The sequence below is a fragment of the Brevundimonas sp. EU05-FHT14B07 genome, assembly GCF_058790795.1.
In genome coordinates, this window is sequence record NZ_JBYTCZ010000003.1 from 366,587 (window position 1) to 385,667 (window position 19,081).

A 19,081-nucleotide genomic window follows, 5' to 3' on the forward strand; every position below is an offset into this window, starting at 1 on the left:
TCTCCCATGGCGTGCGTCGCTGACCGGCCGAAACCGATGCGAGACATCGTTGGGAATGACCTTATCCAGGAAATCCCCGCCTTAGAAAGCGAAACCTGAATGCCGATCACTTAGCTGACGTAACGTCAGATCAGGCCGTGACCCTTGGGCAGTTCGGCATAGCGGTGAACCCGCGTCGCCATCACCAGACCGAAGCCGATCATGACAGTCAGCATGACTGTTCCGCCATAGGACAAGAGCGGCATAGGCACGCCCACGACCGGCGCCAGCCCCATCACCATCGCCCCGTTGATCAGCACATAGAGCGCAAAGGTCGCCGTCACGCCCGACGCCGCCAATCGCCCGAAGTGACTGTGCGACAGCGAGGCGATTCTCAGCGAGATCAGGATGATGGCGGCATAGGAGGCCAGAAGCGTGAAGGTGCCCACAAAGCCGAACTCCTCGGCGAAGGCGGCGAAGATGAAGTCGGTCTGGCGTTCAGGCAGGAACTCCAGCTGGCTCTGGCTGCCCAGGCCGAACCCGCGCCCCAACGGCCCGCCCGACCCCATGGCGATCTTGGACTGCACGATCTGATAGCCCTTGTCCGACATGTCGGCCTCGGGGTTCAGGAAGGTCAGCACCCGGTGACGCTGATAGTCGTGCATGCCGAACATCACATAGGGCGGCACCAGCACGGCGGCGGCGATGATCAGCGGCAGGATGATCCGCCAGCTCAACCCGGCGACGAACATGATCGCCGCGCCCGTCAAACCGATCAGCATGGCCGACCCCAGGTCCGGCTGGTGCGCGACCAGCAGAAACGGCAAGCCGATGATCCCGACCGGGAAGATCAGCTTCCAATGGAAACTCGCCTCCTTGGCTGAGGCGCCGTGATACCAGCGCGCCAAGGCCAGCACGACACCGATCTTCATGATCTCGGACGGCTGGATGCGGGTGAAGCCCAAGTCCAGCCATCGCGTGGCCCCTAGCGCCGTATAGCCCAGCGGCGTCTCCACCAGCGCCAGCATGAACAGCGCCATCCCGTAGATGGGATAGGCCAGGGCGAACCAGTAGCGGATGCTGATCAGGGACAGCATCAGCATCAGCGCCAAACACATGCCGAACCGGATCAGGTGCTTCATCGCCCACGGCGACCACGATCCGCCCGCCACCGAATACAGCATCAGGGCGCCGGTGCCGGACACCACGCACAGCAAGGCCGTCAGCCGCCAGTCGATCTGGCCCAGCTTGGTCGAGACGCGTTCGCGCTCGCCGGGACGTGATAGGGCTGAGGCGGTCAACGACCGGGCTCGGACAGATAGGGACGCGGCCCGCTGGTTGCAGACGGCGCGGGGCGACTCGGCTGCGGCGGGGCCACGACATCGGGCTCGGGCGCGGCGCCCACCACCCCGTCCTCGACGATGGCGTCGCCGGTCGGTTCGGGCGGCAGCGGCCGTTCGATGCGGGCTCGCATGTCCGGATCCTTGAGCAGGACGGTACGCATCACTTCACGCGCACGCGGCGCGCCGGCGGTCGCTCCGCCCTTGCCCCCGTGTTCGACGATGATGGCGACCGCATATCGCGGCGCATCCACCGGCGCGAACGCCACGAACAGGTTGTGGTCCTTCAGCGCCCAGATATTGCTCTTGCGCGAGCCGGAGCCGTAGTTCCGGACCTGCGCCGTACCGGTCTTGCCGGCCATCTGGATGTCGCCTAACCCCAACTGGCTCTGGCGATAGGCGGTGCCGGATCGATCGTTGGCCACGGCGATCATGCCCTGGCGCACATATTCGACGTGGGCCGGATCGAACGGCAGGTCTGGGGCCTCGGCTCCGCTGGGCTGCTCGACGCCGCCGATGGACTTGATCAGGCGCGGCTGAAGCTGCTTCTTCCCGTTCGCCAGACGCGAGGTCATGACCGCCAGCTGCAGGGCGTTCACCGTAATCGCGCCTTGCCCGATTGCGACCGAGGTCGTCTCCCCCGGATGCCAGACCGGATCGCGCGGGAAGGTTCGCGCCTTCCATTCGGTGGACGGCAACAGGCCTTTGCGCTGGTTGCCGACACCGATGTCGAACTCGTGCTCGAAGCCAAGCGCCAGCCCGGCCTTGCGGATGTTATCCACGCCCGCGCGGTTGCACATGGCGTAGAAATAGACGTCGCAGGAGTTCTTGATCGCGTCGTGCATGTTCTGGGTGCCATGCCGCCCCCAGCATCGCTGCGTTCGGTTGCCCGTCCGATACGAACCCGAGCAGAACACCGTCAGCTTCGGATCGACCCCGGCTTCCAACAGAGCCAAGGCCGTGGTCGGCTTGAAGGTCGAGCCCGGCGGGAAGGTGCCGTTCAGCGTCTTGTCCAGCAGCGGCTTGCGCTCATAGTCGGCCAGCGCGCGATAGGTCTTGCTCGGCACGCCGCCGACGAACAGGTTCGGATCGAACGATGGCGCAGACATCATGCACAGGATGTCGCCGTTGCGCACATCCATGACCACACAGGCGCCCGACTCGTCGCCAAACACTTCCAGAGCCCGGTTCTGAACATCGGCATCCAGCGTCAGGATGACTTCCTTGCCCGGCACGGCGGGCCGCGACCCGCCGATGTCCTCGGCGACGACGCGGCCTCGTGCATCGACCTCGACCCTATTGCCGCCCGGCTCGCCGCGCAGCGACGTATCCAGCGCCTTTTCCACGCCCTGGCGGCCGATGCGAAAGCTGGGGTTGAACAACAGGGCGGGCGGCTGCTCGCCCTTGTCACGGATCGCCTTGACGTCGCGATCGGACACCTTGGCCACATAGCCAATGACGTGGGCGAACGATCCGCCGAAAGGGTAATAGCGCGCCTCGTTCATATCGACCATCACGCCGGGCAGTTCGTTGGCGTACTGATTGACCTTGGCGAACTCCTCCCAGGTCAGGTCGCTCTTGACCGGCACCGGGTTGAACTTGGAAGCCGCATTGACGTCGCGGATGATCGCGCGACGGCGCTCCAGCGTGTCGGGCAGCAGCCGTCCCAAAAGGTCCAGGGTCTGGTCCAGATCCTTGGTCTCGTCGCGCACCACCAGCACACGGAAGCTGGGGCGGTTGCCGGCGATGACGACGCCGTTGCGGTCCTTGATCAGGCCGCGCGGCGGCGGGACCATGCGGAAGTTGAACTGGTTCTGCGACGACAGGGTCGCATATTCCTGAGCCTGCACGACCTGAAGCTGGCCCAGCCGTCCAATCAGCGCGGTGATCCCCAGCGCCGTCGCCCCGCCCAGCACAAAGGTGCGCCGCAGGAAGGACCCCTGACGCTCATTCACATCGGCAAAGAAGATGGAGGGCTCGCCGCTCATCGGAACCGAATATCTCCGTCGTCGAATCGCTCAAGCATCCAGTTGGCGATCGGAAACAGCAGCAGCGTCGGCACGACCTGTCCGACCAGTGGCAGGATCGCCGGCGCGTTCGCCGCCCGCATCGTCACCACCAGATAGGCCAGAAAAAAGGCGCCCAGCGTGCAGGCGGCATAGGCTCCGAACCGGATCAGCCCCTCATGCCCCGCCAGCAGATTGCGCGAGAGCAGCACCGTTCCATAGACGCCCATCAGGCACAGCGCCCACAGACCCAGCGGCGTATTCCAGAACAGATCGAGGAAAAGGCCGATCAAAAACAGCACCGCCGGCGCCAGCATCGACGGCCGGATCAAGGGCCAGGCGAAGGCCAGGATCATCGGAATGACCGGCTCGGGCAGATGCAGACCGAACAGCTGGAGCGGCGTTCCCAGAACGACCGTCGCGGCGAGGACGAGCAGGGCCGGATAGACGATCCACTGAAGAGGTCCGACAACGCGAACCGCGACGGGCCGTCTCACGCCGCGCCTCCCGGAGCGGGCGCCGGCGCAGGGCTGGGCGCAACCGGCGCAGGCGACGGGGTCGAAGCCGCAGGCCTCGGAGACGTCACGGCCGGACGGGCCGCAGTCGGCGCAGCGGCGGGCGCAGGCGTTGGCGCTGGCGTCGCCGCCGCAGCACGCGCCCGTTCGGCCTGAGCCTGCTGCGCCGCCGCACGACGGGCGGCGGCGTCACGGATCGCCCCGACCTCGGCCGCGCTCGGCTCCGGTGCCGTCGACAGGCCTGCGAGCGGCGGCGCATTCAAGGCGTTCGGGCTGACCAGCTGTCCAAAGCTCTGGAACAACAGCACGCGGACATAGTCGATCGCGCCGTGATCACTGAACAGTTTAACCCGCCAGGCGCCGTCCACGCCCTTGGCGGCCACCCCGACCGGCAGACCGCGAGGCAGACCGCCGCCGTCCCCTGAACTCAGGATACGGTCACCCGCCTTGATCGAACCCGATCCGCGAATGAACTCCAGACGCGGGCTGTCGCCGCCGTCTCCGGTCAGCATGGCGCGCGCATCGGTGCGCTCGATCATTACAGGGGTGCGCGACGCCACATCCGTCAGCAGCACGACACGGCTGACGCCGCCCGTCACGCCCGTCACCCGACCAACCAGTCCGTGTTCCGTCACAACGGGATTACCGATCCGCACGCCCTTGGCCGAACCGACGTCGATCAGCTTGGCGTTGGAGAAGGGACCGCGAGATTCCGAAATCGCTCGTCCCGTGGCCATGGGCACCGGCGGCTCGGTGCGCAGACCAAGCATGGCCTCATAGCGGCCGTTGATGTTCTTTTGGGCGATCGCTTCGTCGCGCCAGCCGCGCAGTTCGGCGATCTCGGCCTTCAGGCGGCGGTTCTCGCCGATGGCGAAGAAATAGCCGCCGACATAATCTCGCGCGGCCCCGGCCCAGCGCACCGGCGCGGCGAAGACCCCGCCCACTGGCCCGGCCGCCGCTTCGAAACCGCCGCGCGCCGCGCCCATGGTCGAGCCGCCCTCGGACGTGGTCCGGTCGCCAAGCAACAGGACGACCGCGCCGATGACGGCCACGACGACGACGACCGCGGCGGTCCACGCCAGCGGCACCTTGATGTTTTCAAAAGGGCCGTCGCGAAACGCCACGGGCGACCTTCCACTCAAAGGGGTTGGAATCGGCAGGACGCCCCCTGCCGCTGAGCCTGCCTATCGCAAAATCAAGGCCGGAATGGAACCGTGATCACGCAGGCCTGACAAGGATTTGCAGCCAAGCTTTCACCTGGCTGCAACGGACGGATCAGAGCGCGGAGTCGAGAACGCCCTTCATCCAGCGCGGGTGCTCCAGCACGCGGCCGCAGCCGATGGCCACGCACGACAGCGGATCATCGGCGACCGAGACCGGCAGGCCGGTGTGATCGCGGATCTCGACGTCCAGACCGCGCAGCAAGGCGCCGCCGCCCGTCAGCATGATGCCCTTGTCGGCGATGTCGGCGGCCAGTTCAGGCGGGGTGGCTTCCAGCGCGACCTTCACGGCTTCGATGATCTGGGTGACCGGCTCGGCCAGGGCTTCCGCCGCCTGACGCTCCGAGATGCGCACCTCGCGCGGCACGCCCTGCATCAGGTCGCGGCCCTTGACCTCGATCGACAGGCCTTCGCCGTCGGCCGGGATGCGGGCGGTGCCGATGTCCTTCTTGATGCGTTCGGCGGTCGTTTCGCCGATCAGAAGGTTATGGTTGCGGCGCATGTAGCTGATGATGCTGTCGTCCATCTTGTCGCCGCCGACGCGGACCGAACGCGAATAGACGATGCCCGACAGCGACAGGACGGCGACTTCCGTCGTGCCGCCGCCGATGTCGACGACCATCGAGCCTGTCGGCTCGTGGATCGGCAAGCCGGCGCCGATCGCAGCCGCCATGGGCTCGTCGATCAGGCCCACGCGGCGCGCCGAGGCGTTCAGGCAGCTGTCGTTGATCGCGCGACGCTCGACCGCCGTGGCGCCCGAGGGCACGCAGACGATGATCTTGGGGTTCACGAAGCCCTTGCGATTATGAACCTTGCGGATGAAGTGCTTGATCATCTCCTCGGCGACTTCGAAGTCGGCGATGACGCCGTCACGCATGGGGCGGATCGCCTCCATGTGGCCCGGCGTGCGGCCCAGCATCTGCTTGGCCTCGATCCCCACGGCGTGAACGACCTTGCGCCCCCCGACGTTTCTCAGCGCCACGACCGACGGCTCGTTCAGGACGATGCCCTTGCCCTTCATGTAGATCAGGGTGTTGGCGGTGCCCAGGTCCATCGCGATGTCGTTGGAGATCGCGCCGAAAAGGGAGAAGCTCATGGGAATCGATACCGTTGTTAGCTGGCAGGGCGTCTAGATGTCTCAGTCGACCTGGCGACGCCCCAACTGCCCTGACATCCCCACGCCGGACAGTTCCTGATCGTCTTCGCCACGCCTACTAGCGGCGGGTTTGCCCGTATGAAACCGGGAATACAAGCCCCGATGACAGTGTCGTCATATGGAGAGGGCTATCGAGGCACGACGCCTGTGGACACCGGCTTCAGGATGTCGGCCTGCCGTCGCGCTTCGGAACGACGGCCAGGGCGTCCGCCGCCTCCATCGTGGGATACAGCGTGTCCTCCTCGCGGGCGACCCGATGCGCCAAGGCGCCGATCAACCCCTTGGTTACAGAAGCGAAACGCTCCCGATCCCTCAGAATGCGGGCCTGTGACCACTCTTCGAAATAGTGCGCCCAAACGCCGCTCAGAGCCCCCATGTCCTCAACATAGTGCTGCGCGAGGTCGCGAACCGAATGATCTTGGGACCGCATCAGTACGGGATAAAGTTCGCCGTCCTCGATCGCGAGATGCTCGGTCAGAGCCGTATTCAGCGCACGCATCAGCTCACGGGCGCGGATCGCATCGTCCGACGTTTTCATAATGGCGGCGGTGCCTCCCAGGGCGCTGGCCAGTCGAATGATCCGGCCGTGCTGCGTCTTCAGAATACGGACATCCATGGCGACGCCTCCAAAGCAACACCATGCAACCTCTGGATGAACGGAATCTAAATAGCAGGCTAAGCAAATCCCCTCAGTCGCCGCGCGCGATCTCGCGCCGCTTGACCAGTTCACGCACCAACAGCATCAGCGCCAGCCAGGCCAGCGCCACGCCAGCCAATATGGCCGAGGTCCAGATCCCGTCGCCGCTGACCGCCGTCATGAAGGATCCGCCAAAGAAGGCGACGAGCGCGGTCTTCGGCAATACCCCCAGCGCGCACCCCGCCAGAAAGCCCGGGAACGACGCCCTCGCCGCCCCGAACGCCATGTTGACGACGATGAACGGCGCCGACGGCACGTTGCGGATCATGAAGCTGGCGTAGAAGGCGTTCTTGCCGACGAACCGCGTCAGCCGTCCGACCGTCTTGCCGCCGTGCCGCGCCAGCAGCCGCGCCGTGGGTCCGCGTCCCAGCCAATAGGTCACGCCCGCCGACACGACCGTCGCGATCCAGCTGTAGAGGAAGCCGAACCACGGCCCGAACGCCACGACGCAGGCGGCGATCAGGATGAACTGCGGCGCGCCGAAGAAGGCCGAAATCGTGAACACCACGATGGCGGCTACCAGCCCCCAAGGCCCCTGACGGAACCCGCCCAGCCAGTCTTCCAGCCGCCCCTCGGCCTCCAGCCCCAGTTGGCTCTTGCCGACGGCGAACAGGGCGATCATCGCGCCCAGCAGCAAGGCCGTCGCCAGCACGGCGCGCCAGCGACGCGCCTCCATGTTCGACAGAAAATCGATGATCCAGCGCATCAGAGCCGCCGCTTATCATCCCATCTCTGCATTAGCGAGCATCAGCGCATTGTCCCGAGGGGCGACGCCGCGTAAACAACCCCGCCTCCCCGGCAAAAACTTCCAAAACCACGGGATAGTTCATGTCCAGCCTGCAATCTTCCGCCCTCGCCCGCGTCAAGCCCTCGGCCACCATCGCCGTCACCGCGCAGGCCCGGAAGCTTAAAGCCGAAGGCCGCGACGTGATCGGCCTGGGCGCCGGCGAGCCGGACTTCGATACGCCGGACAACATCAAACAGGCCGCGATCGACGCGATCAACCGCGGCGAGACCAAATACACCGACGCCGACGGCATGCCCGAGTTGAAGGCGGCCATCGTGGCCAAGTTCAAGCGCGAGAACGATCTCGACTATACAGCCGCCAACATCCACGTCGCGCCGGGCGGCAAGCCCGTCATCTTCAACGCCCTGGTCGCGACGCTGAATCCCGGCGACGAAGTCATCGTGCCCGCCCCCTACTGGGTCAGCTATCCTGATATGGTGCTGCTGGCCGGCGGCGAGCCGGTCACCGTGATCGGCGAGGAGAAGGACGGCTTCAAGCTGCTGCCGGCCGTGCTAGAGGCCGCCATCACGCCCCGCACCAAGTGGCTGATCCTGAACAGCCCTTCCAACCCAACCGGCGCCGCCTATACGCGCGCCGAACTGGAAGCCCTGGCGGAGGTGCTGCGTCGCCACCCGCAGGTCTGGGTGCTGACCGACGACATGTACGAGCACCTCGTCTATGGCGACTTCGAATACACCACCATCGCCCAGGTGGCGCCGGACCTGATCGACCGCACCCTGACGGTCAACGGCGTGTCCAAGGCCTATGCCATGACCGGCTGGCGCATCGGCTACGCCGGCGGCCCCAAGCCGCTGATCGATTTGATGCGCAAGGTGGCCAGCCAGACCACGTCCAACCCGTCCAGCATCAGCCAGTGGGCGGCTGTCGAGGCGCTGAACGGCCCGCAGGACTTCATCCCCGAGCGCAAGGCCGCCTTCGAAAAGCGCCGCGATCTGGTCGTCTCGATGCTCAACCAGGCGGCTGGCATCGCATGCGCCACGCCCGAGGGCGCTTTCTACGTCTATCCGTCAATCGCCGGACTGATCGGCAAGACGACCGAGACGGGTGTCGCCATCGATGGCGATTCCACCTTCGCCGCGGAACTGCTGAACGCCGAGGGCGTCGCCGTGGTCCAGGGCGAGGCCTTCGGCCTGAGCCCCTATTTCCGCATCAGCTACGCCACCTCGGACGCCGTGCTGGAAGAAGCCTGCACCCGCATCCAGCGCTTCACGGCCTCGCTGCGCTGATCGACCAAGGGCGGAGGCTCAGGCCTCCGCCCGCCATCCGGCCCTACTTGCTGGGCTGCATATAGACCACGCGGCAATCGCCATCGATCGTGGTGTAGCGGTTGTTCGACGCATCGACGAACGAGATCCGGCCGCCGTCGTCATATTCGACCTTGCCGGTCGAGCGTCCCTTGAAGTTCTCCACTCCATAGGTCCAGCAGGTGATGTCCGCCGGCTTGTCGCCCCAGGTGGCGTCGTTGCGCGCCCGCTTGCTGTCGGTGCAGGCGGACAGGGCGCCGGTCAGGGCGATGGCGGTGACGGTGATGGCGAGCGCTTTCATAAGCCTAGCCTTGCATGGACGACGCCCAAGGAAAAGGCCGCCCAAGCGATGCAAGGGCGGCCTGATTTTTCGACGATGGCGCTCGACCTACGGCCGGCTGGCCATGCCCAGCTTCACCGGCTTGGCGTCGTCAGCCAGGGCGCCGCGCTTGACGCCCCACAGCAGGATGATCGGCGCGCCGACATAGATCGACGAATAGGTGCCGATGATGATGCCGAACATCAGGGCGATCGAGAAGCCGAACAGGGCCTCGCCGCCGAAGATGGCCAGGGCCGCCAGCACCATGACGGCGGTCACGCCGGTGATGATGGTCCGCGACAGGGTCTCGTTTAGCGACAGGTCGATCACGTCGCGCAGCGGCATGGTCTTGTACTTGCGCAGATTCTCGCGAAGGCGGTCGAACACGACGACGGTGTCGTTCATCGAATAGCCGATCACGGTCAGGACCGCGGCGACCATGTTCAGGCTGAACTCCAGCTTGAACAGCACGATCAGCCCGAACGTCAGGATCACGTCGTGCAGCAGGCCGACCACGGCGCCGAAACCGAACTGCGGCTCGAACCGGAACCAGATGTACAGGAACATCAGGCCGATCGCTACGCCCAGAGCCAACAGGCCCGAGGTGAACAGCTCGCCCGACACCTTGGAGCCGACGACGCTGACGCCCGAATAGTTGACCTGACCGACCGCGCCGCTGATGGCGCCTTCGACCTGATTGACCACCTGGGTCTGATCGCGGCCTTCCGGCACCTGGAAGCGAAGAATGGCGGTCGAGCCGTCATCGACATTGGTGTCGCGGCGCGCGATGCCCTGGACCTGGACGTCGCCGAGGTTCAGGCCGTTCACGGCCTCGCGGACCCGATCCAGCTCGATCGTCTGGCCCGCCGGCTTGGACACTTCCATCGAGGCGCCGCCCCGGAAGTCGATGCCCATGTTCAGGCCGGGATAGAAGCAGGAGACGATCGCCGCGACGCACAGGATCACAGACAGGACGCCGGCGAACCGCGCATATTTGACGAAGTGGAAGTTCGTCTTCTGCGGCAGCAGTTTGATCAGGGGCCATCCACGCATCGCCATCACTCCGCGATCGGCAGTTTTTTGGGCTTGGCCGTCTTGAGCCAGTAGCCGAGCAGGACCTGAGCGACCAGGACCGACGAGAAGACCGAGGTGAACACACCGATGGTCAGGGTCCAGGCGAACCCGCGAACCGGGCCTTCGCCGAACACGAACATGATGCCCGCCGCGACCAGGGTGGTCAGGTTGGCGTCGATGATGGTGCCCATGGCCTTGTTGAAGCCGGCGTCCATCGAGGCGATGACGCTGCGTCCCGCCCGGGCCTCGTCACGCATCCGCTCGTAGATCAGCACGTTGGCGTCCACCGCGACCGCGAAGGTCAGGATCAGACCGGCGATGCCGGGCAGGGTCAGTGTCGCCTGGGTCAACGACATGGCCGCCACGATCAGCACGCCGTTCAGCACCAGGCCGACCACCGACACGCCGCCGAACAGCAGGCCGTAGGCCAGGATCATGAACAGCACGATGATGGCGAAGCCGACGGCGGTCGACAGGGCGCCGGCGGCGACCGCGTCCGCGCCCAGTTCGGCCGTCACGGTGCGGCGCTCCTCGACGTTCAGCGGCGCCGGCAGGGCGCCCCCGTTCAGCAGGTTCACCAGCGTCGCCGCTTCCTGGATCGAGAAGTTGCCTGTGATCTGACCCGAGCCCGAGGTGATCGCGCTCTGGATCGTCGGGGCCGAAATGACCTTGCCGTCCAGGATGATGGCGAAGGGCTTTTGAAGGTTGGCGGCGGTGGCTTCGCCGAACCGGCGGGCGCCGGCGCCGTCGAAGCGGAAGTCGATGGCCGGACGGCCGCTCTGGTCCGAACCGACGCCGGCGCGGGTCAGGTTCTCGCCCGACACCAGCACGCGCTTCTTGACCAGATAGGGCGTGCCGTCCTCGCCTTGCAGCAGTTCGGAATCGGGCGGCACACGGCCGGCCAGGGCGTCCTGAACCGAGTTCTCGACATCGACCATCTGGAAGGTCAGCTGCGCCGTCTGGCCGATGACTTCTTCCAACTTTGTCGGATCGCTTTCGCCCGGCGCCTGGACGACAATCCGGTCGGCGCCCTGGCGGGTGATGGACGGTTCGCGCGTGCCCAGGCTGTCGATCCGGCGGCGCACCACCTCGATCGACTGGTCCACGGCCGTCGCGCCCATGCCGTTCAGCGCGGCGTCGGTATAGGCGAAGCGGATGCGGTTATCGCCCAGGCGCGTCGCGGTGCGTTCCGCCTGGCCGCCCGGTCCGACCTGACCGCCCAGTTGTTGCAGCGCCTTGAACGCGACATCGCTCTGGGCCGGATTGGCCAGGGTGACGACCACGCCGCCGGCTTCACGCTGGAAGCCGTTGGTGGCGACGCCCGCGCCGTTCAGCGTGACCCGAACGTCTTCGATCAGGTTGGTGACGCGCTTTTCGCGCATCGCCGGCACATCGACTTCCAGCAGCAGATACGAACCGCCCTGAAGGTCCAGCCCCAGGTTCAGCTTGTTCTTGGGCATGAAGCCGGGCAGCGCCTCGCGTTGCTGATCCGACAACAGGTTCGGGAACGCCAGCAGACAGCCGAGAACGGCCGCGACGACGACGAGAATGACTTTCCAGCGCGACAGCTGAATCATGAGGGCGGTCCAGGTATCGGCGGATACGCGAGCGTATCAGGCCTTGGAATCGTTGGCGGCGATGGCGGTGCGGTTGCGCACCTCGGCGATCATGGCCTTGACCACGCGCACGTTGACGCTGGGGGCGATCTCGACGTTGACCTCGGCCTCTTCGACGCGGGTGACCTTGCCGATCATGCCGCTGCCCAGGACGACGGTGTCGCCACGCTTGACGGCGGCGATGGCGGTCGCGTGTTCCTTGGCGCGCTTCTGCTGCGGACGGATCAGCAGGAAGTAGAACAGGATGAAAATACCGATGATGGGCGCAAACCCGATCAACTGCGCCGTCAAGCCGCCTTCAGCGCCCATGGTAGTCTCCGCAAACAGATAGGGGGCGGCCGTCATCGGCACCCATCAAAAACGAGGCGCGGAACCTAGGGCTCCGCTTCGTGGAATGCAACGCGGCGAAAGCGCTACCTGGGCAACACTGTCAAAGGATCGACAGCGACCGGATCGTCGCCGCGCATCTGACGGGTCTCGAAGTGGATCGAGGGGCGTCCGTCGCCGGCCGTCAAACCCACGGTGCCGATCTGCTGGCCCGCGCGAACGTCGTCACCGTCCTTGACCGTCGCCGAACCCAGATGGCCATAGACCGTGCGCCAGCCGTTGGCGTGCACGATCAGCACCGTCAGCCCCTGCCCCACCAGATCGCTGCCGACATAGGCCACGCGCCCAGCCGCAGAGGCGCTGACCGTCGCGCCGGCTGAGGCGCCGATGTTGATGCCATTGTTCCGCTCGCCCATGCCGACCGGGCCGAAACGCCGCACGATGTCGCCGCGTACAGGCCACAGCAGATTCGGCTGAGCGGCAGCGGCGCCGGCGTTTGTCTGTTCGACAGGTCGCGTCTGGACCGGCAGGGCCGCATTGCCCGAGGGCGGCGGCGGGGGCGGCGGCACGGCGCCGTTGTTGGGCACCAGCACGCCGACGGGCGAGGCGCCGGTCGCGTAAGGATCGCGGCCGGTATCCACCGCCGCTTCTGGCAGGATGATTCGCTGGCCCGTCGTGATCGCCCCGCGCGGCCCCAGTCCGTTCAGATCGATCAGCGTCTGAACCGGCGTCTGGAAGCGGCGTCCCACGCCCGAGATCGTGTCGCCCGGTTGGATCACATAGGCCGCGCCCGGGCGCACCGGGGCCGACGAAGACGGATAGGACGGCGGCGTATAGGCGGGTGGTTGCGACGCCGGCGGCTGATAGGTCGGTTGGCTCGGACCGACATTGACCGTCGGCGGCAAGGCTCCGCCGTCCACCTGCCCGATCGGCGCGGTCGCAGGCGGCGGCGATTCATAGGGGGCCGGCCGATAGGGCTGGTTCGAATTCTGACCGGCGTTCGGATAGACCGGCTGCTGCGGATAGGCGCCCTGCCCCGGACCGTAAACTGGAGCCGGGTTCGCATGCGTCGAATAGCGCGGCTCCGAAGGATAGCTGATGCAGGCCGCCGTGCTCAACGCCGCCCCCGCGACCAGAACCGCTCTCATCCAGCCCGAAATCATCGCCACCGGCTGCTCCCATTCGTGGTTAAACTCGCCCGCCCGGTGTGCCCGCTCGCGCCCCATAAGCCAACCCCGCAAACCGCACGGAATTGGGGCGCGAAGGTTAACGGCTCAAACAGCGAGCAACCCGGTCGCGAGCGATAGCCAGCAAAAAGGAGCCTAACCCTCCTTCGCCGTCCCCTCGACCAGGGGCACGAAACGCACTTCCGTCAGACTTTCGCGGTGGAAGGATCCGTCGCCCTGTCCGACGTAGCGATGCAGCATCTGCACCGACGTGCGCCCCACAGGCGCGACCAGCACCCCGTTCGGCTTCAGCTGTTTCAGCAGTTCGGTCGGCTCGGTGGGCGAGGCGGCGGTGACCATGATCCGGTCGAAGGGCGCCTGTTCAGCCCAGCCCAGGCCGCCGTCGCCGTGCTTGGTGATGACGTTCTCGATCTTCAGCACCCGCAGTCGCGCTTCGGCCTCGACCAGCAGACTGCGATACCGCTCCACCGAATAGACATAGCGCGCCAGCCGGCTCAGCACCGCGCACTGATACCCGCTGCCCGTACCGATCTCCAACACCCGGTGACGCGCCTGCACCTCCAGCGCCTGGGTCATCAGTCCGACGATATAGGGCTGGCTGATCGTCTGGGCGCAGTCGATCGGCAGGGCCTGATCCTCCCACGCCTGATCCAGGAACTTCTCGTGCACGAAGACCGCGCGGTCGATGCTCTCCATCGCCTTCAGCACGCGCGGATCCGTGACCCCCTGCTGCCTCAACGACAGGATCAAGCGCCCGGCCCGGTCGTCGTGCAGGTTCATGCGGCGGTCGCCACAGTCTTGGGCGGCGCCCCGCCCAACACCTTCTTCAGGTCATGCACGCTGGTCATGTGCGTCAGGTCGATATGCAGCGGCGTGACCGAGATCCGCCCCTCCTCGATGGCCCGCAGGTCCGTGCCCTCGGCATGCTCCTGCTTTTCACCGCGGAAGCTCATCCAGTAATAGTCCCGTCCGCGCAGGTCCGTGCGCCGCACCGCATGCATCTCGCCGACGTTGCGGAAGCCCTGGGTCGTCACCTCGACCTGATCGACGGCTTCGGGCGGCCGGTTGGGGAAGTTCAGGTTCATCACCACCCCGTTCGCCCATTTCTGGTCCAGCAGGCGGCTGATGATCGCAGGCGCAAAGGCTTCCGCTGTCTCCCAGTGCGCCACGACCTCGTCGTGGAACCGCTCCAGGCTTTGGCTCAGGGCGATGGAGCGGATGCCGAACGCCATCCCCTGCAAGGCGCCCGCCACCGTGCCGGAATAGCTGACGTCCTCGCCGATATTGTGCCCGCGATTGACGCCCGACAGCACCAGATCGGGCTTCTCCGGCATCAGGTCATTGACCGCCAGCACGACACAGTCGGTCGGCGTGCCCGTCACCGCGAACCGCTTCTTGCCCAGGTTCAGCACCCGCAGCGGCTCGGTCAGGGTGATCCCCCGCCCCTTGCCCGACTGCTCGACGGCGGGCGCGCACACCCACACGTCGTCGCTCAGCGTGCGCGCGATCCGCTCGAGGCATTCCAGACCTTCGGCCTCGATGCCGTCGTCGTTGGTCAGAAGAATACGCATCAGCCGCCCACGACCTGCAAACCGCCCATATAGGGCTGCAACACCGCCGGCACGGCGATCCGCCCGTCGTCTTGCTGATAGTTTTCCATGATCGCCACCAGCGTCCGGCCGACCGCCAGGCCCGAGCCGTTCAGCGTGTGGACGAACTCGGTCTTCTTCTCGCCGGCCCGCTTGAACCGCGCATCCATGCGCCGCGCCTGGAAGTCGCCGCAGTTCGAGCAGCTGCTGATCTCGCGATAGGTTCCCTGGCTGGGCAGCCAGACCTCCAGGTCGAAGGTCTTCTGCGCCGAAAAGCCCATGTCGCCCTTGCACAGCAGCATCCGCCGGAACGGCAGCTCCAGCGCCTTCAGCACGGCTTCCGCACAGGCCGTCATCCGCTCATGCTCGGCGTCTGAGTCCTCCGGCCGCGCGATGGACACCATCTCGACCTTGGAGAACTGGTGCTGGCGGATCAGCCCGCGCGTATCACGTCCCGCCGACCCCGCCTCGGCCCGGAAGCACGGCGTCAGCGCCGTCATCCGCATCGGCGTCGCCAAGTCGTCCTCGGGCAGGATGGTCTCGCGCACGAGATTGGTCAGGGAGACTTCGGCGGTGGGGATGAGGTAGTGCCGTTGACTGTAGGAGCCGGCATTTATTTCGCTCGCTATGACGCTCCAGTCGCGCTCATAGACCTCTCGAAACGAAGCTGTGGCCGCTTCTCGCATAGCGGACACGAAAGCTTCGCCTTGCAGCCCGTCTTCGGCCAGTTTGCGTTCTAGGGCTTCAACTAGAGGACGATGCTCTTCGCCTGATTGAGCGCCCATCTCTCGCACTCGATTGCGGACTGCTTCCTGATCTAGGGATTCGGCGCGGAACAAATCCTCCTCAAATTTGGGCAACTGCCCGGTCCCGAACATCGCGTCGTCCCGCACCAGATACGGCGGGTTCACTTCCAGATAGCCGTGCTGGTCCGTCTGCATATCCAGCATGAACTGGCCCACGGCCCGTTCCAGCCGCGCCAACTGCCCCTTCAGCACCGCGAACCGCGCGCCCGACATCTTCGCAGCCGCCTCGAAGTCCAGCATCCCTAGGGCCTCGCCCAGGTCGGCGTGGTCCTTGGCCGGACCCGTCCGACGCGGCTCACCCCAGGTCGAGACCTCGACATTGCCCGCCTCGTCCTCGCCGTCCGGCACATCCTCGGCCGCCAGGTTCTTCTGCGCCGCCAGCAGGTCGCGCAGCTCCTTGCCGACGCGCGCCTCGACCTCGGCCGCCGCCGCGATATCGCCTTTCAGCGCCTCGACCTCGGCCTTCAGCCGGTCGGCCTCGGCCATGTCCTTGCGTCCCATGGCGGCGCCGATCAGCTTGGAGGCCGCATTGCGCTTGGCCAAGGCATCCTGCCCCGTCGTCTGGGCGTGACGCAGTTCGCCGTCCAGCCGCAGGATGTCCGCCACCAGCCCGTCGGCCTCATCCACCCCGCGCGACGACCAGCCCGCCACGTAAACCTGGGGGTTCTCGCGAATGGCTCTGATGTCGTGCATGGTCTGAAACTTCGGCTGGGCGGGAGAAGCCGAACGCTCTACCCGCCCACGCGGAATCGGGCAACGCGAGAAGCTCGCACCATTGTCTCCTCCCCACTTGTGGGGAGGGGGACCGCGAAGCGGTGGAGGGGTTCTACACGCCGCTCAAGCACCGGGATGCGCTGAAGAGCCCCTCCGTCTCTCCGCTACGCTTCGAGCCACCTCCCCATGACATGGGGAGGAGACGATGCTCAGCCATCGCAATGCCGCTGGCCCCTCCCCAGCGATTTCAACCGCTTGCCGATTTATGTCCGCCTTCTCCCATCCAAGGGGTCAAACGGCCGCATAATGCACCCGTCTCGTCGCATGGAGGGCTCGTAAGGCCTGCGACCTTGCGGCGGCGAGAGCGGAGGGAACGGGGGCGGTGGTGAAACTCCATCGCGGCGCCGGGGCTGATCGGTCGGGGAATCGCCCCGGCGCCCGCAGTCGCGTCGCAGGGTCGAGGGGGATACTCGGCCGAACCGGGGATCGGGGATCGCTGCTCCGACCCGCCCGTCGCAGGCTTATGGGGTTAGGCGATAAGACCGCCACCGCTCGGCGCCCCGAGCTTGCAGGCCAACCCCCCGCGCGGAGCGTCATACCCTTCGTCGAAACGGTACTTACAAACTCACACTCCGGGCGAAGGCCCGGCGCTCCGCCTAGCCCTCCAGACTTCGCTGCGACCGCGCGAAGGCGCCGTCGCACGTCCAAACATCTTAATTCACCCGCTTGAGAATCGCGCCTACAAACGGATCATGGCCACGCTTCGCCCCGACACGCTGGCGACCTCGCTCGCGCGAATTTTCGAAGGTCGCATGGTCGACCGGGCCAGCTGGTTTGCGCTGACCGGCGGCGAGCCGCTGTTCACCGAAGGCGATCCGGCCGACACCCTTTATCTGGTCCGCTCCGGCCGTCTGGGCGTGTTTCGGATGGAGGCGGATCAGCCGCCGCACATGCTGGGCGTGGTCAAGGCGGGCGAGCCGGTGGGCGAGATGGCCATGCTGGCCGGCACGCCGCACACCGCCACCGTCGTCGCCCTGCGGGACAGCGAGATCCTGGCCCTGCCGCGCGAAGCCTTCTTCGAGGCCGCCCGCACCGAACCGGACCTGATGGTCGAACTGTCGCGGTTGATGATCCACCGCGCCCGCGAGCGCACGGCGGGCGCGTCCGAGCCCAGCGTCTTCGGCTTCGTCTCGGCCCGTCCCCGGCCCATCCGCGCCTTCGTCGAACGCATCGCCGCCGCCATCCAGGCCATGGGCTTCACCTGTCAGGTCATCGACCAGTCGGCCCTGGCCTCGGCGTCCGAATGGTTCAGCCGGGTGGAGGGCGACCACGACTATGTCCTCTATGTCGCCGAACAGGATCAGCCCGCCTGGGCCAGCCTGTGCGCGCGTCAGGTGGACCGGATGTTCATCGTCGGCAGCGGCCTTCTGGCGCCGCCGTCCGCCGTGCCGCGCCGCCAGGGCTTCGGCGACGGCCGCCGCCTGACCGACCTGATCCTGCTGCGCGATCCGCGCATGCATCACCCGGCCAACACGCGCGTGTGGCTGGATGCGCTACAGCCCGATCGCTGGTTCCACTGCGTCGAAGGACTGGCCACCGACGCCGAGCGCATCGCCCGCGTCGTCACCGGCACGGCGGTCGGACTGGTTCTGTCCGGCGGCGGTGCGCGGGCCTATTGCCACATCGGCGCGATCCGGGCCCTGGAAGAGGCCAAGGTCCCCATCGACTTCGCGGGCGGCGCCTCCATGGGCGCGGTTGTCGCCGCCGGCCCGGCCCTGGGCTGGTCCTTCGAACGGCTGGATTTCGAGATTCGGCGCGCCTTCGTCGAGTCCGATCCGCTGTCGGACCTCGCCGTGCCGATCATCGCCATGTCTCGCGCCCGCAAGGTCGCCCGTCTGCTGGAACAGGCTTACGGCGACATCGACCTGGCGGACCTGGCCCTGCCCTTCTTCGCCGTCTCCTCCAACCTGACCTCGGGCCGGATCGAGGCGCATCGCACCGGCCTGATGCGGCGGGCCATGCGCGCCTCCATCGCCATTCCCGGCGTCCTGCCGCCGGTCGTCATGGACGGTCAGGTGCTGGTGGACGGCGCCGTTCTGAAGAACTTCCCTACTAGCGTGATGCGTCAACTGAACAGCGGCCCGATCATCGGCGTGGACATGTCCCAGACGCGAGGCGTCGATCCCCAGGCGCTGGAGAATCCGCCGTCCTGGTGGAAATGGGTCCTGTCCGGAGCCTGGAAAGCCGGCCCGCCCATCGTCTCGATCCTGATGCGCTCGGCCACCATCACCACCGACGTCGAGATGACGCAGTCGCGCGCCGACGCCGACGTCCTGGTCCTGCCCCAGGTCGCCGGCAGCGACATTCGCGACTGGAAAACCTACGACGGCCCCGTCGCCACGGGCTATGAGGCGATGAAGGCCGCGCTGGCCGAACTGACGGTCCCCGTCACTCACCTGCGGCGACGGGTTCCAGTCCTTTAGG

Annotated in this window: 17 protein-coding genes; 2 read left to right on the plus strand and 15 right to left on the minus strand. The window is 66.5% G+C overall.

Translation table 11 applies throughout. The features are described 5' to 3' along the window. Positions 1-125: 125 nt before the first annotated feature. From rodA to AC3WRC_RS09790, 7 genes are all read right to left on the minus strand, one after another. A complete protein-coding gene (gene rodA, locus AC3WRC_RS09760; RefSeq protein ID WP_066551392.1) occupies positions 126-1,280 on the minus strand; it encodes a rod shape-determining protein RodA in 1,155 nt (384 codons plus the stop codon). Then, the gene (gene mrdA / locus AC3WRC_RS09765) at positions 1,277-3,307 is read right to left on the minus strand and encodes a penicillin-binding protein 2 (protein WP_153922118.1); all 2,031 of its coding nucleotides are present in this window, start codon (positions 3,305-3,307) and stop codon (positions 1,277-1,279) included. The genes rodA and mrdA overlap by 4 nt, the downstream gene beginning before the upstream one ends. After that, positions 3,304-3,822 carry a hypothetical protein gene (locus AC3WRC_RS09770; RefSeq protein ID WP_316407528.1) on the minus strand — a complete coding sequence of 173 codons (519 nt, stop codon included), beginning with the start codon at positions 3,820-3,822 and terminating at the stop codon, positions 3,304-3,306. Before AC3WRC_RS09770 ends, mrdA begins: the two co-directional genes overlap by 4 nt. After that, positions 3,819-4,964, minus strand: a complete 1,146-nt coding sequence (mreC, locus tag AC3WRC_RS09775; protein ID WP_492303707.1) for a rod shape-determining protein MreC — start codon at positions 4,962-4,964, stop codon at positions 3,819-3,821. Before mreC ends, AC3WRC_RS09770 begins: the two co-directional genes overlap by 4 nt. Positions 4,965-5,115: 151 nt before the next feature. After that, on the minus strand, positions 5,116-6,156 hold the full coding sequence (locus AC3WRC_RS09780) for a rod shape-determining protein (RefSeq protein WP_017504801.1): 1,041 nt from the start codon (positions 6,154-6,156) through the stop codon (positions 5,116-5,118). A 220-nt stretch (positions 6,157-6,376) separates the two neighbouring features. Further along, a complete protein-coding gene (locus AC3WRC_RS09785) occupies positions 6,377-6,832 on the minus strand; it encodes a hemerythrin domain-containing protein (protein WP_091746530.1) in 456 nt (151 codons plus the stop codon). Positions 6,833-6,905: 73 nt separating this feature from the next. Further along, complete coding sequence (locus AC3WRC_RS09790) at positions 6,906-7,619, minus strand: TVP38/TMEM64 family protein (RefSeq protein WP_091746526.1); 714 nt, start codon at positions 7,617-7,619, stop codon at positions 6,906-6,908. A gap of 122 nt (positions 7,620-7,741) precedes the next feature. Here AC3WRC_RS09790 and AC3WRC_RS09795 point away from each other — a divergent pair, with 122 nt between their 5' ends. Then, entirely contained in the window at positions 7,742-8,947 is a 1,206-nt protein-coding gene (locus AC3WRC_RS09795) for a pyridoxal phosphate-dependent aminotransferase (RefSeq protein ID WP_492303708.1), read from the plus strand. A 43-nt stretch (positions 8,948-8,990) separates the two neighbouring features. On the opposite strand, the gene AC3WRC_RS09800 is transcribed toward AC3WRC_RS09795, so the two are convergent. From AC3WRC_RS09800 to serS, 8 genes are all read right to left on the minus strand, one after another. Next, a complete protein-coding gene (locus AC3WRC_RS09800; protein ID WP_492303709.1) occupies positions 8,991-9,266 on the minus strand; it encodes a hypothetical protein in 276 nt (91 codons plus the stop codon). Between the two features lie 87 nt (positions 9,267-9,353). After that, positions 9,354-10,343 carry a protein translocase subunit SecF gene (gene secF / locus AC3WRC_RS09805; protein WP_039243629.1) on the minus strand — a complete coding sequence of 330 codons (990 nt, stop codon included), beginning with the start codon at positions 10,341-10,343 and terminating at the stop codon, positions 9,354-9,356. Then, complete coding sequence (gene secD, locus AC3WRC_RS09810) at positions 10,343-11,935, minus strand: protein translocase subunit SecD (RefSeq protein WP_492303710.1); 1,593 nt, start codon at positions 11,933-11,935, stop codon at positions 10,343-10,345. The genes secF and secD overlap by 1 nt, the downstream gene beginning before the upstream one ends. 36 nt (positions 11,936-11,971) lie before the next feature. Then, positions 11,972-12,283 carry a preprotein translocase subunit YajC gene (yajC, locus tag AC3WRC_RS09815; RefSeq protein WP_017504795.1) on the minus strand — a complete coding sequence of 104 codons (312 nt, stop codon included), beginning with the start codon at positions 12,281-12,283 and terminating at the stop codon, positions 11,972-11,974. 104 nt (positions 12,284-12,387) lie between these two features. Further along, the gene (locus tag AC3WRC_RS09820) at positions 12,388-13,464 is read right to left on the minus strand and encodes a peptidoglycan DD-metalloendopeptidase family protein (protein ID WP_492303797.1); all 1,077 of its coding nucleotides are present in this window, start codon (positions 13,462-13,464) and stop codon (positions 12,388-12,390) included. Positions 13,465-13,623: 159 nt separating this feature from the next. Then, positions 13,624-14,268, minus strand: a complete 645-nt coding sequence (locus AC3WRC_RS09825) for a protein-L-isoaspartate(D-aspartate) O-methyltransferase (RefSeq protein ID WP_045810751.1) — start codon at positions 14,266-14,268, stop codon at positions 13,624-13,626. Further along, the gene (gene surE, locus AC3WRC_RS09830; protein WP_492303711.1) at positions 14,265-15,059 is read right to left on the minus strand and encodes a 5'/3'-nucleotidase SurE; all 795 of its coding nucleotides are present in this window, start codon (positions 15,057-15,059) and stop codon (positions 14,265-14,267) included. Before surE ends, AC3WRC_RS09825 begins: the two co-directional genes overlap by 4 nt. Then, a complete protein-coding gene (gene serS / locus AC3WRC_RS09835) occupies positions 15,059-16,576 on the minus strand; it encodes a serine--tRNA ligase (protein WP_492303712.1) in 1,518 nt (505 codons plus the stop codon). Before serS ends, surE begins: the two co-directional genes overlap by 1 nt. A gap of 773 nt (positions 16,577-17,349) precedes the next feature. Between serS and AC3WRC_RS09840 the strand changes: the two genes are divergently transcribed. Then, on the plus strand, positions 17,350-19,080 hold the full coding sequence (locus AC3WRC_RS09840; protein WP_492303713.1) for a patatin-like phospholipase family protein: 1,731 nt from the start codon (positions 17,350-17,352) through the stop codon (positions 19,078-19,080). Position 19,081: the final 1 nt, after the last annotated feature.